At 48.3% G+C, this 13,989-nt stretch carries 12 protein-coding genes; 3 read left to right on the plus strand and 9 right to left on the minus strand.

Translation table 11 applies throughout. From position 1 onward, the window contains the following. Positions 1-72: 72 nt before the first annotated feature. The gene (locus tag VIM72_RS17225) at positions 73-471 is read right to left on the minus strand and encodes a hypothetical protein (protein WP_332004064.1); all 399 of its coding nucleotides are present in this window, start codon (positions 469-471) and stop codon (positions 73-75) included. Between the two features lie 107 nt (positions 472-578). On the opposite strand from VIM72_RS17225, the gene VIM72_RS17230 reads away from it, so the two are divergent. Both VIM72_RS17230 and VIM72_RS17235 read left to right on the plus strand, forming a co-directional pair. Beyond that, positions 579-1,004: a VOC family protein gene (locus VIM72_RS17230; protein ID WP_332004065.1), complete on the plus strand. Its 426-nt coding sequence runs from the start codon at positions 579-581 to the stop codon at positions 1,002-1,004. Between the two features lie 399 nt (positions 1,005-1,403). Further along, the gene (locus tag VIM72_RS17235; RefSeq protein WP_332004066.1) at positions 1,404-2,099 is read left to right on the plus strand and encodes a DUF1080 domain-containing protein; all 696 of its coding nucleotides are present in this window, start codon (positions 1,404-1,406) and stop codon (positions 2,097-2,099) included. A gap of 1 nt (position 2,100) precedes the next feature. Here VIM72_RS17235 and VIM72_RS17240 read toward each other — a convergent pair whose 3' ends face one another. The 8 genes from VIM72_RS17240 to VIM72_RS17275 all read right to left on the minus strand — a co-directional run bounded on the left by VIM72_RS17240 (position 2,101) and on the right by VIM72_RS17275 (position 11,153). Then, positions 2,101-3,129, minus strand: coding sequence for an MlaD family protein (locus tag VIM72_RS17240; RefSeq protein ID WP_332004067.1), 1,029 nt, complete (start codon positions 3,127-3,129; stop codon positions 2,101-2,103). 3 nt (positions 3,130-3,132) lie between these two features. Next, positions 3,133-3,906: an ABC transporter ATP-binding protein gene (locus VIM72_RS17245; RefSeq protein WP_332004068.1), complete on the minus strand. Its 774-nt coding sequence runs from the start codon at positions 3,904-3,906 to the stop codon at positions 3,133-3,135. 2 nt (positions 3,907-3,908) lie between these two features. Continuing rightward, positions 3,909-4,703, minus strand: coding sequence for an ABC transporter permease (locus VIM72_RS17250; RefSeq protein ID WP_332004069.1), 795 nt, complete (start codon positions 4,701-4,703; stop codon positions 3,909-3,911). A gap of 316 nt (positions 4,704-5,019) precedes the next feature. Further along, positions 5,020-6,333, minus strand: a complete 1,314-nt coding sequence (locus tag VIM72_RS17255; RefSeq protein WP_332004070.1) for a hypothetical protein — start codon at positions 6,331-6,333, stop codon at positions 5,020-5,022. Between the two features lie 12 nt (positions 6,334-6,345). After that, entirely contained in the window at positions 6,346-7,569 is a 1,224-nt protein-coding gene (locus VIM72_RS17260) for a hypothetical protein (RefSeq protein WP_332004071.1), read from the minus strand. Between the two features lie 9 nt (positions 7,570-7,578). Then, complete coding sequence (locus VIM72_RS17265) at positions 7,579-7,971, minus strand: hypothetical protein (RefSeq protein WP_332004072.1); 393 nt, start codon at positions 7,969-7,971, stop codon at positions 7,579-7,581. A gap of 218 nt (positions 7,972-8,189) precedes the next feature. Further along, positions 8,190-10,238 carry a TonB-dependent receptor gene (locus VIM72_RS17270; RefSeq protein ID WP_332004073.1) on the minus strand — a complete coding sequence of 683 codons (2,049 nt, stop codon included), beginning with the start codon at positions 10,236-10,238 and terminating at the stop codon, positions 8,190-8,192. A gap of 99 nt (positions 10,239-10,337) precedes the next feature. Then, complete coding sequence (locus VIM72_RS17275) at positions 10,338-11,153, minus strand: serine O-acetyltransferase (protein WP_332004074.1); 816 nt, start codon at positions 11,151-11,153, stop codon at positions 10,338-10,340. Positions 11,154-11,481: 328 nt separating this feature from the next. Here VIM72_RS17275 and VIM72_RS17280 point away from each other — a divergent pair, with 328 nt between their 5' ends. After that, positions 11,482-13,977, plus strand: a complete 2,496-nt coding sequence (locus tag VIM72_RS17280; RefSeq protein WP_332004075.1) for a YfhO family protein — start codon at positions 11,482-11,484, stop codon at positions 13,975-13,977. Positions 13,978-13,989 lie beyond the last annotated feature (12 nt).

A 13,989-nucleotide genomic window follows, 5' to 3' on the forward strand; every position in this document is an offset into this window, starting at 1 on the left:
TAGGCTTTCTGGATCTCTTTTATAATCGTGCTTTTACCAGAGCCATTAGGACCTGCAAAAACACGCATTCTTTTAGGGCTTTTTGCCGACATGTATAGTTGCGCCTTTTACGAGTTTACGATCTCTGTAAATATCATTGGAAATCACTTTGATCTGAGAGATCCGCTCCAGTTTTCCATCTGGAAATTCACGTACCACCCAACCATCTCTTAGCCTGGTGACAGGTAAATTCATGGCCCTGTTCTCATTAATGGCATTAGCAGCCGCGCGACGTCCAATCCGTTCAAAAAAGCCCGGAGGCGCCTGCTCTTCGTAGTCAGTTTGCTCTCCAATTCTCCATCTTCTAACAGCATTAAGGTTCTTAGCCCTGTTATTTCTCCGTTTCATAGATTTGAAGGTAGGAAATTTTACTCCTTTAGCATACTTAAGAAATAAAACATCTATTAATATATAATATATTAGATTATTCATTCCTGAGCACAATGATTTAAAAAACTAACTTAGCCCAATGATGAAAATTTCTATTCCGCATTAATAAATAATAATCCATAGCCATGGCAAAAAGTAAATTACTGCGAATGGACAACATCCTTATTGTTGTCGACGACCTCGAAGCCACGAAGGAGTTCTTCCTGCAACTCGGGTTCGAGCTGGAGGGTGAAACAACCGTTGAGGGCTCTTCAGTGGACCGGCTTCTTGGTCTTCAGCATGTTCGGGCTACCCTGGTATTTATGCGCACACCTGATGGCCACGGAAGGATAGAGCTGGATAAATTGCACTCGCCGCAACCCGTTAGAACCGGCCAGGAAAAGCCCGCAGTGAACGAGCTCGGCATCCGCCGCATCATGCTGGCGGTAGATAACATTGATGAATTGGTGGCGCGTCTGCTTTCCCATGGCTCCGAACTGGTTGGCGAAGTGGTGCAATATGAAAATGCCTACCGGCTTGCTTATGTGCGCGGCCCTGAAGGGATCATTGTAGGATTGGCGGAGGAGCTGAAGTAGTTGCATGTGGGCGCCTTCGGCGCCTTATGCGGATGTTGTCTGACTCAGGATTATGATGATTTTAATGATTTGCCTGAGTTTTTCTTTTGATTTTATAAAGGATTGGGGAGATATAAGCGATCCGTTTTTATCTCCTTTCGCTATTCTTTATAAAATCCAAAAAACAAAAACAAAATCAAACTAATCATTTAAAATCAGCGTAATCAGCGTTCCAAGACAAAATCCGCATCGCCGAAAGGCGATCATCCCCCTTCGCCAATCATCAAAAAATCAAAAAACAAATTCAGGAAAATCATTAAAATCATCATAATCCTGAGTCAGACAACATCCGCACAAGGCGCCGAAGGCGCCCCATCCCCGGGTAATACAAATTCCGTGGAAACGTATTATATTTAGTTCATGAAGAAATACATTTTCTCCGCCGCCGCCTTAATGGCCGTAATTACCAACGTGAACGCACAAACGCGCAGCCTGTTCAATTTTAAAGACCTCAGCGGCTGGCATATTGATGTTCCCGCTATGGATAAAGACCCTAAGGTGGAAAGCCCTTTCATTGTAAGGAACGGCGTTTTCGTAAGCCTGGCCAATCCGCAGGGGCATATTATTACCGATGCAGGTTATGAGAACTTCCGCCTGGAAGTGCAATACCGTTTCCCTGCCAAACCGGGTAACTGCGGCGTACTGGTGTTCGTTTCTACCCCGAGGGTGTTATATGGTATGTTCCCGAAATCTATTGAAGTGCAGTTGCAGCATAATGATGCAGGCGACTTCTGGTGTATTGGGGAAGATATTACCGTACCGGATATGGAAAAACGAAGGGGGCCTAAAAGTGAATGGGGCGCGGTAGATGGCAAGCAACGCCGCATTATCAATCTTACCGATAATTCGGAGAAGCCGCTGAAAGAATGGAATACCATGATCATTGAATGCGTGGGCAATGCCATTAAAGTATGGGAAAACGGCGACCTGGTGAACTACGGTACCAATGCCACCGCGGGCAGAGGCCAAATTGCGCTGCAGGCAGAAGGCTCCGAAGTAGAGTTCCGTAAAGTGGACCTTACCCCTATTACCGCCTTCTCCGAAAACGGTCGCTAGTTTATTTCTGTTGCTGAGCCTGGCGCTCAGCCTTTTCTTTTTCTTTCTGGGCTTTTCTTTCCCTTTTGGCTTGTTTACGGAAGTAACCGCGGAACAGGAAGTTGTTTCTCAGCGCCAGCATATTGGTGTCCAGTTTTTGTGTGCTGCTTTCCAGGTTATAGATGGTTTCCTTAAAGGCATCTGCCAGCAGGGTATCTTTGAGAAGCATGCCTACCGGCGCTTCGGGGTCATCCAGATTGGCGCGCACGCCCTGGCTGGCAAAGCGCAGGTCTTCCACCGTTTTATTGGCATTGATGGCGGCGCTGTTCATTTCGGCAACGGCTGTACGAAGTTTCGCAAATACTACGGTGTCTGTAACCAGGTCATTGGACAATACGCCTTTGGTTTGCAGTTTGGACGCATATAAAGATAAAGCCCCGGTAAGGCGGCGGGTATTCACTACTGCATCGTTGAGACCGGCCATGGTGGTGTTCAGGTTTTTATAGATGGTATCTTCTGTGAGTAAGCGGCCCAGGGTGCCTTTTCCATCTACAATACCTTTGGTGATCACTTTCAGGTTGTTGGTGATCTCCACCAGGCTTTTATTGTTTACCTGCAGGGTGCTCATGATCTCTTCGGTGCTCAGGCCGCTCACTACGTGGAGCTGATCGCCGTCTTCTATCACCGGCATATTGGGCGTACCACCGGAGAGCATTACGATCTTGTTGCCCATCAGTCCTTCGGAGCTGATACGGGCTTCCACATCTTTATGGATGAACTCCTGAGAGGCTTCGTCGATGTTCATGACCACCAGGATCTGGTTGGTTCTCACAAAACTGATCTTCTTCACGGTACCTATCTTCACCCCGGAATACAGGATGTTCCGGCCTACAGACAAGCCGTTCACATCTTTAAAATAGGCCTTCACCTGGATGGACTTGCTGAATAGCTTCTGTTGCTTGCCCAACATCATTACAGCGGTAACAAAGATGGCCAGTCCTACAAATACAAAGATGCCTACAATTACGGCGCGTTTTTTTCCTGCTTCCATAACTTACTGTATAAAATTATAGTCGTAAAAACTTTTAATAAGCCCATCCTTCTCATTAAATACTTCTTCAAAACTTCCCTGGCGGATAAACTTTCCTTCATCCATTACCGCTACCCTGTCGCCCACCTCTTTGGCGCAGGTAAGATCGTGGGTAATAATAATGGAGCTGGTATTGAACCTTTCCTGTACAGCCACGATCAGTTTATTCAGTTCCATACTGGTGATGGGGTCCAAACCTGCTGTGGGCTCATCGTACAGCATAATTTCCGGTCGCAGGATGAGGGTACGCCCGATGCCTATTCTTTTCTTCTGGCCACCGGATAGTTCCGAGGGCATCTGGTTAATTGTTTCCGGCAGGCCGATGGCTTCCAGTACAATATCGATCGTTTTACGGATCTGGTCTTTTGTCATTTCCCGGTTATTGCGCTTCAGGGGGAAGGCGAGGTTTTCTCCCACCGTCATGCTATCATACAGGGCGCTGCTCTGGAAAGAGAAACCTACTTTGAGGCGAAGGGCGCGCAGGGCGGCGTCTTTGAGCTGATCTACCTCTTCGCCCAGCACATTAACGGTACCGGCGTCCGGTTTCAGCAGCCCGATGATAATTTTTATCAGCACCGATTTACCGGTACCGGAGCGGCCCAGCACTACTACGTTTTCACCTTTATGCAGATCGAGGTCGATGCCCTGTAGCACATGCTTCTCCCCAAAAGATTTATAAAGGTTCCGGATACTGATCACGGTTTCATTCATATCTATCTGGTGACCATTTGTTTTCATGACTAGCGGATGGAATTAAACACGTGAACAATAATTACTTCTTCTATAAAGATGAGGAACATGGATACAATTACCGATACATTCGCGGCCTTTCCCACGCCTGTAGTGCCCTGGCTGGCATGAAAGCCCTGGTAGCAGCTAACAATGCCAATGGTAAATCCATACAGGATAGCTTTGGTAAGCGCCGTGGTATAATCCAGGAAAGTGATCTGCGCAAAGGCGTTATCAAAAAACGATACCAGGCTGGTTTGTTCATGCGCATGCACATCAAAGTAAGAGCCGAGGCAACCAATGAGCGCATTGTAAAACATGAGCAGCGGCAGGCAAACCGTCATAGCAATAACGCGGGTCACTACCAGGTAACGGAAAGGGTTAATCGCAGATACCTCCATGGCGTCGATCTGTTCTGTTACCTTCATGGATCCCAGTTCCGCGCCGATGCTGGACCCTACTTTACCGGCGCAGATCAGCGCGGCAATGAGCGGCGCCAGCGCCCGCACTACTGCTATGGCCACCAGCGACGGCAGCCAGGCCGTAACCCCGAACTCTGATAAGGTGGGACGCGATTGCTCCGTGAACACCACGCCGGTGATAAACCCCGTTACCGTAACAAGGGCCAGCGACTTATACCCCACCTGGTAACACTGGCGTACAAACTCCCCCCATTCAATCGGAGGCCGGAAAGCCTCCCTGAAAAAGCGGGCAATAAAGACGGCAATGTTATAGAACTGGAGAAAAAAGCCATCAATTTTTGCGGTAATGACCGGCTTATCCGATTTTCCGTTGGTAGAATTCATCTTCTTGTAAATGCTTACCCACTTATTACAATTCTATGCCGCTTTTGTTAAATGGGCAGATGTTAATGTCAGGCCCCGCTTTGATACGGATTTTTAGCCGGTGCGACTGTTATGTGCGTGATACAGCGTGAGGATGTAGCTGCACAATACGATTATTATCTTCCCCAACTACACAAAAAAATTTAATCCTGACACACTGGCAGTTGCATTATTCACTTTGGTTTTATACCTGCACAAAAAAATGGCTGCTTCCTGCGAAAAGGAGCAGCCATTTATATAACAGCCCAGATAGTTGTTTTTCACGCTTAACCGGAGCTTAAGCGAACAATATATCCAGCAATGACTTTGCAAAGGCAGCAATCAACGGAGAGCTGGCCACCAGGATATCCAGTACTTTTTTCATAAGGCTCACCGGTTCCAGGCTTTTGGCCGCCAGGTCTTTCAGTTGATCCTCACTGCCGGGAAGACCGGCTAACACATGCAGCCTGGTTTCATTTAGCTGCAACTGCACCGGTAAATAGAATAACAGCAAGAGGAATGTATGCAGTATTCCATAAAGATAAATGATCTCTATCCTGAAGTAATCGTATCCAATAGTTGCATTAAAGACCTTTACGAAATCTAAAGTATTCAGGGCGGTATAGAACTGTCCACTTGTCACAACCGCGATGGTTAAGATCATGGCCGCCAGGATAAAGCAGGTTTTGAAATTGGTATCTACTTCTTTCAACAACGTAATCTTATCTGCATCTACCTTCCCGTCCATTATATTTTTGGCGCTGATAAAGGAGAAAAGCATTCCTGCCAGACATAAGGAAGCAGTGATGTAACCAAGGATGTTGATCCAGTTGAATATGGTATGCAGACTTAACATAAATAACTCCGGCCGCGCAATGTCGTCTGCCACATTTTCATTTTTAAGAAAAGAAAAATAAAAAACAATGCATACAATGGTAATGATAAGGATATATGCAATTTTCCAACCGGTCATCACTTTCTCCTTACCCCCAAACGAAAAGATCCTGTAGAGCAATAAGGGGATCAGCAGTGTATAAATAATCAACTGGATGATGAAAGATAACATCAGGTATCCAAAAGCAGGATACTTGAGAAAAAAACGATCTGAATCGTATGGTTTTACGTTTAATACTATTTTTCCCCTGATTTGCCTGGTTAATAGTGAAGAATCGGAAAATACTACGTTTACCGGCTGCTGAAACTGTAACAGGCTGTCGGCATTGATGGCCTTTAATTCCTGTATAGTAAAGGGCTCCAGCCGGATGCGTTTCAGTGCCAGCTGCTGTACCTCTGCATTATTCAGGACAGCAATCCTATCCCGGATATTGAGCAACGCCTTTTTCTGAAGCAGTACCAAACTGTCTGATACTGCCTTTCGCCTGACGGCATTATCAGGCAGTAATTGCAACTGCTGTTTTTCTTTGATCACCCGTTGTATAGTAACAGAATCGGTAAGGGCATTATTCAGCAGCTCATTTAATACAGCCCTGGCATCCCAGTTGATTTCATGGAACTGTTGTTTCTCATTGGCGCCATTCAGCACAAAATGGGACGATACAATGAATGCGCCGATACCCAGCAACACAAACAGTAAAGGGGATAAATATCTCATGATCATACTTATTTAGAAAAGATTAAATTTTTCCGGAAGCGTGATTTTAATATCCAGGTTGGTCCTGAAATAAGAGGTACCGGCACTCGCATTGAAGTTGATTCCACCATAGAAATTCAGCCACAGTCCATCCAGCGGGTTAACTTCCGCCCCCAGGTTAAATAAACCGTTACTGGATTTATTTTGCTGCAGGTATTCGTATTGCGCTTCGCAGAAGCCCTTGATCCTGTTGGTCCCCACCAGGTAACGTACGGGAATGGCTACATGAAGATATTTTTTATCGTCATTCACCTTCAACAGGGAATCAACGCTGCCATAGCCAACATTCACACCAAACAGGGTTTGGGCATTGGCGCCTGATCTTAAAGCAAATGTTCCCCACAGGTCTACCCGGCTAAACCTGGCGCTACCCAGCAGGCTGTCTTTTGATGAGCCGAGAACTGCTAAGGCCAGGTCGAGTTTATTGGCATTCCAGTTTACTTTTCTGTAGCGTTCTTTTTCCGCGGCGAACCAGGCATCGAATTCGGGCGCGCGTTGCTGACCCACAAATTCGTCATACTTATTTTTCCACGCCGCATCCGACAGGTTTTTGTTTAAGATAAGATCCCAATCCACGATATCATCCAGTCCGGCTGCTTTATCGATCTCACTCTCCGTTTGCTGCCCAAAATCTTTCGCCCATATTTTAACCTGGTCTATATATTTCTCTGCAAAGGCTTTTCTCAGCCCCCGGGTGGCGATCCTGAATTCTCCGAGTTTTTGGGAGATGATGCTGAGCTCTCCCATGTCTGTTGCCATCTCCCCGTCGTTGATCAGGTTGATCCGGAAACCAAGTGCAAGGTTGCGCCCTGTGGGTGAAAACGAAGTATCCCTGGCGCTTCCGAGAGAAATGCGGAAACTATTCAATACCCTGTTCTTTGCATACCTCTCCTGCAACGCTTTACTTCCCTTTTTGGCATTCAGCAAAAGGGATGGACTGATTTCAACGGCAAATGAATTAGGAATAATGAATTTCTGCTCTGAGTAAAATTCGGATAAAGCCACCGCAAATGCCTGGGGAATAGACGGCCTTAAGAGGTTGGATGGTTCCGTGCCTAAGCTTTTAAAAGCAGGCATGTCCGGAACGATGAAGTTTAGCTTCATCCGGCTTAACGTAACGCTATCCAGTGTTTGGCCATATATGTATTGAGGGACAATAAGGACTAACAGAATAGCCCGGTATAAAATTCTTTTCATAAGTAAAGTTTATATTACCTGTTCCTGTTTTACCAGCTTAATGAATATCAGGGAGTATTGCGCAGCCTCTGTGAACTGCCCGCTTTCCTCCTCAGATCCGAGCAGGTTACCATCCTGCCATATTTCCAGGGTAATGGTATAATTGGGTTGATTAGTGATATCTAATCCCCGGAAACCGGTTTCCAGGATAACGCGGCGGCCATCGTTGGTTTCAACGGGCGAAGGCAGGAAAACCTGATCATCCTCAAGGTTCAGGTTATCTCCCGTTAACAGCGTTGTTCCTGCATTCACTGATTTAAACCGGAGTATCATTTCGTAATTAGCTACTGCCACTGAAGATGGGGGGAACAGGGCTCTCGCGCAAATGAGGCCTCCGTCTGGATTGAAGAGTACTTCTTTCATATGTAGGGGTTTTAGTTATTTGGGGCACTAAAGGTTATAGGTCAATATTGGTCTTCATCTCTCCGACAGTCAATACATAAAATTAACAAGGAGCGGGTAACCTATCAAGCGTAATTGTACGCAATTTTCGGTTTTGCGGGGAAGCACGGAAGCTGCTATATAAAAAAATGCAGCGGGATCTTGTTCCGCTGCATTGTTACACCAGGATAGTTTAATGACTACAACTGCATACTGATACCGCCAAAATAATTCCGCTTAGGTGCGGGATTATAATAACGCCCGCCAAAGGCATTGAGATCGTTGCCCAGGCTGTAGTTTACATTCAGCAGGTTATCCGCCCCTGCACGGATGCTGATGTTGCAACGGGAGCGCAGCGGCAGTTTCCAGCTTACGTTGGCCTGCAACAGATGATAGCCACCGGCAAAGGCGGTGCTGGCATCATTCAGCGGGATGCTGCTGGTAAAGGTATGTTGGGTATATAAAGATACGGCTGCGGGGAATTGCCATAATAAACTGCTTACCAGTACATGCTGCGGCACGCCGGTGAGGGCATTCCCCGAATAATCTTTTCCATCGGCGCTCTGGTAGTGACTGAACCGGAAATCGCTCAGCGTGTAGCCCTCCTGCCATTTAATGCCGCGCAATACGCCATGATTGCCAGGCTTCATCACCCACCACATGCCCTGTACCTCTATGCCTTTCTGTTGCACGCCACCGGCGTTGGTGAAATATTCCTCGCCGCTGTCGTGCTGCCGGAGCACAATGGCGTTTTGCATTTTATAATAAAAGAACGTTGCGTCCAGCATGGCCCGGTGGTTACGGGCGCCTGCCCGCAGGCCCGCTTCATAGTTCCAGCCGGTTTCCGGTTGCAGGGCGGTATTGATCACGTTATCGGATGCACGAACTTCCGCCGTGGCCGGCGGGGAATAGCCCCGGCTTACTGTTATCCGGCCTGTTACCTGTGGTGTGAACAGGTACGAGAGCGAGAAGCGTGGCATCAGCTGGGGAGTGAAATTTATTTTCGTGTGGCCGTTGCTGTTGTAGCGGTAACCATAATAATTTAAACTGGCGGCGGCCTCAAATGTAAAGGCGTTTACATTGGCCTGGAAGCGGGTAAAGAAAAAGTACTGGCTGGCTTTCAGTTTATCGGCGGCGATTACCGTATCGCGTTTGCCTTGTTTGTTACCATAATTAATGACATCGGTAGTGGTTTGCTGCCATTCGGCGCCGTTCAGCCATTTCCACTGGAAGATGGAATGGCGCTGCAGATCGTTGGTCCATTGCAGGTAGGTGCGGAAGCCGGTGGTATTTTCATCCCGGGCTTCATAATTGGTGATAAACGGGTTTTCAAAATGAGTGGTGGCCCCGAACACCGACAACACATGTTGCAATCGTGGGGTGAACTGCGCTTCGTGGATAAGCCCTCCCTGGAAAGTGCGGTTATAGATGCCGGCCTTTTGCTCCACGGCGCCGGGAGTGGCGGGTGTGCGCGGCCTGGCTGCGCGGGGATTGGCCTCGCTTTGTGCCAGGGTAAGTCCGCCTGGTGTGCGGTACGACAGGTCAGAATAAAACGCCAGCAGTTTAAGGGCGTAGCCGGGTTTGTATTCCCAGCGCTGGGCCGTTTGGGTGTAAGACCGTTTCATGGCCGTATTTTCCCGGTAGCCATCTGCCCGCTGGTAGCCCTGGAATACCTGTACCTGGTAGTTGCCAAACTGCTGCAGCCAGGCTACGCTGCCATGGAACAGGCCATAGCTGCCGCCCTGCAGGTTCAGCCGCAAACGGGAGGTGTCTGCCATAGCGGGGAAAAGATCCAGCCGTAGCACCCCGCCGGAGTTGGCTCCAAAGAGGCTGCCATCCGGGCCTTTCAGTATTTCGGCGCGGCTCACCGCGTCTGCGTCTACCAGGTTGAGATAAGTATTGCCTCCCGCATCGGTGAGCGGGATATCATCTGCATAAATTTTAATATTCCGGATGCCAAAGGGAGAACGGAGCAAACTACCCCTGATGGATAAACGATAACTGCCGGGCGATCTTTCCTCCATTCGTATACCCGGCACCGTGTTTACGGCCGGCAGCAGGGAGGCGCCCTGCTGGAGCTGCATATCGGCGGGCGACAGGATACTCACGGCGGTGGGTACACGCTGCAGTGAAGCTTTTGAATAATAGGACTGCACCACTACCTCCGGTAGCTGCTGCAGGGTATCCTGGGCCTTTAGCCCGGAAAAGGATAGTATAGTTAATAGTATGCCCGGGGGCAAAACGCTCATTCGCATGTCGGTAAGTCTTTTCCCGCCACAGCCGGCGGTCTTCTTCCGGCTTAAGATATAAATATTTCCGCGAATGCTCCTGCTATTTGTGGGGAACCCTTATACCCCGGTTTTGGTGGTGATCCTCACCTGGTGGGTATTGAACACCTGCGAATACGGGGGAACGCTTTTCGTGATAAAAACGCTGCCGCCAATAATACTGCCCTGCCCGATCACCGTATTGCCGCCCAGGATGGTGCTGCGGGCATAGATGATCACATTGTCTTCCACCGTAGGATGTCTTTTTACATCCGACAGTTCTTTTGTTACATGCAGCGCCCCTAATGTTACGCCCTGGTAGATCACTACGTTGGAACCAATAATACTGGTAGCGCCTATCACGATGCCGGTGCCGTGGTCTATAATAAAAGGTACATTAATGGTAGCGTTGGGATGGATATCGATCCCGGTTTTGCCATGCGCATATTCGCTGATGATACGAGGGAGCACCGGTACGTCCAATCGCGTGAGCCGGTTGGCAATGCGGTATACCGTGATAGCATAAAACCCGGGATAAGACACGATCACTTCGTTTACACTGGTGGCTGCGGGGTCGTATTCATGTATTTTAGCTGCATCCTGCCGGAGATGCTGATAAATGGTTCCCAATGAGTTATAGAAGCTGTTTACAATTTCCTCTATAGGTACCTCCCGGGGGTCAAGGTAACTTAGCAGGATGTTCTCCAGGTCGATCTGGTTCTTTTTTAAGATGCCTTCGTAGGAGGTTTGTTTGGGGAGATGATTGCCCGGGAATAAAAAACCAACCAGGTCGTTCAGCCAGGCGATGGCATCCTGTGCCGCCGGGGTAGCCTCCCATTCCGCATGATGCGTTTTCCGGAGTAAACTGATTAATGATTGGGTATGCCTGGTATCCATATACAGTTGTGGGATTTACCGGTAAGATATGAATAATCTACTAAATTAGTAGGGTAATCTTTTTAAAAGAAGATATTGCTAGTTTTGCGGCTCATCCCGTTTTTATGAAAAGAACAGTTTTTGCTTTTACCCTTTCATTGCCGCTAACGTGTAGGTATATACGTCCCTTGGTAAATTTAAAACGTGGTACCTCCACCAAAAAAACAGCGCTATTTTCACTGTTTCCCAGCCGTAACAACTACTTAAAGTAAAACTTTAAGCAAACCCATAAAAAGGTTATCTACTTACATGAATCAACCTTCATAATAATTATGAAAACCAGCTAATTATGAAATCGACACGAATTAACACTTTAATTCCACATCTTGGTGCACTGGTCCTGTTTGTAGCCCTGGCTTTTGCATTTTGCAGCCCGGTACTGGAAGGCAAACAACTATTGCAATCGGACATGGTTCACTTCAAAGGCATGCAGAAAGAAGCGGGCGATTATTACGCTGCCACCGGCGATATTCCCCTCTGGACCAACAGCATGTTTGGCGGTATGCCCACCTATGTTATTTACACCGGGCCTTCTGTAAATAAGATCGGCTACCTGAACCGGGCCTTTGCCTTATACCTTCCCAACCCGGTGGATATGTTCTTTGTGCTGATGATGGGGATGTATGTATTGCTTTGTATACTGGATTTCAAATACTGGATAAGGATAACCGGCGCTATTGCATACGGCTTTGCCACATTCACCATCACCAGTATTGATGCGGGGCATATCACCAAAGTAATGAGCATGGCCTATATGGCGCCTGTACTGGGGGGCATTATCCTTACTTACCGCAGGCAGTACCTGGCCGGCGGATGCCTTACTGCCCTGGCCGCAGCGCTGCAGATCTATAACAACCACCCGCAGATCACTTACTATACGGGCATCATAGCGGTATGCCTGGCCATAACGGCAGGCGTACAGGCGTTCCGTGAAAAACAGCTGCCCGCTTTTTTTAAAGCCTCCGCCATTTTAGTGGTAGCTGGCATCCTGGCGATCCTGCCCGCCATGGACAACCTGCTTATCATGAAAGAATATACCAGTTATACGATCCGCGGGAGCCAGTCGGAGTTAACCACTGAACAACCCGGCAAACCGGCAAAAAAATCCGGTGGCCTCGATATTAACTACGCATTCCAGTGGAGCTATGGCAAGGGCGAAACATTCACCCTGCTGCTACCTCACCTGGTGGGAGGAGCTACCGGTGAAAAGCTTTCCACCAGTTCGCATGTGTACCAAACCCTCACAGAAATAGGCGTACCGCCGGCAAAAGCAGCGGAAGTAGCAGAGCAACCCTCCTGGCAATTGTACTGGGGCGGGCAACCCTTTACCGGCGGTCCCGTTTACATAGGCGCTATTATCTGCTTCCTGTTTGTACTGGGCCTGTTCATTGTGAACAGCTGGCATAAATGGTGGCTGATAGCCGCTACGCTCATTGGCGTGATACTTAGCTGGGGCGCCAATTTTCCAGCGGTAAACAACTTCCTCTTCTATCATCTTCCCTTATATAACAAATTCCGGACGCCTACCATGGCTATGGTGATACCACAGGTAACCATGGTGATCCTCGCCTGCTGGGCCTTGCAGGAATTATTATCCGGTAAGCAGACAAAAGCCTCACTGCAACAACACCTCCGCATGGCGCTGTATGTAACCGGCGGCCTGGTGCTGCTGCTGGCCATTGGCGGCAGTATGCTGTATCCTTTCAGTGGCCCCAATGATGGCAACATCCTGGCCCGGTACACGCAAATGCTGGGTGGGGAAATACCCGCAGCCAGGTTGCTTAATGCCCTCAAACAGGACCGCAGCAGCATTTTGCGGGCAGATGGCATCCGCGCACTCGTCTTTATTTTAATTGCCTTTGCCGCGCTCTGGTTCTTCCTGAAAGAAAAATTAAAACCGGGATACGCCATGGGCGTGATTGCTTTCGCGGTATTATTTGACCTGTTCCAGGTAGACAAAAGTTATTTGAATGAAGATAGCTTCATGGAAGCATCGAACCTGGAAAATTATATTGCCCCTTCCCCGGCGGATGAAATGATATTGCAGGACAAAGATCCTTATTACCGGGTGCTTAATGTTACCACTAATCCGTTCCTGGATGCCAATACCAGCTATTTTCATAAATCGGTAGGCGGGCAAAGTCCCGCTAAGCTCTGGATCTATGAAGACCTGATTGAGCACCAGCTCACCAAAAACAATATGGCCGTGTTCAACATGCTGAACACCCGCTACTTTATTGTGCCCGACCGGCAGAACGGGCAACCGGTGGCGCAGCGCAATCCCGGCGCATTAGGCAATGCGTGGTTTGTAAAAGCCATTCAATGGGCGCCGGACGCCAATTCGGAAATGAAGGCGCTGGATCATTTCAACCCGGCTGATACCGTGATCATTGACCGGCGCTTTCAACAAACGGTTGGCGCCTTTACACCGGCGGCCGACAGCGACGCACATATTAAACTCGACAAGTATGGCCTCAATGAATTAAAATATACGGCTGTAAATACCGGCACAGGGTTAGGCGTGTTCTCCGACATTTATTACCCCGCCGGCTGGAAAGCCTTTATCGACGGGAAAGAAACACCTATCCTGCGGGTGAACTATGCGCTGCGCGGACTGGTGATCCCCGCCGGTAAACATGAGATCGTGTTCCGGTTTGAACCAGCCACCTTTTTCCTGGGCAGAAAGATCTCCTCGGTGTCCTCCATTTTATTACTGGTACTGGTGGCGGCCGGATTTATCATGACATGGTGGCAACAAGGTAGAAAGACCATTTCATCACAGTAAACGCACTTTCTG

It is taken from the genome of Chitinophaga sp. (assembly GCF_036569185.1).
GTDB lineage: Bacteria > Bacteroidota > Bacteroidia > Chitinophagales > Chitinophagaceae > Chitinophaga.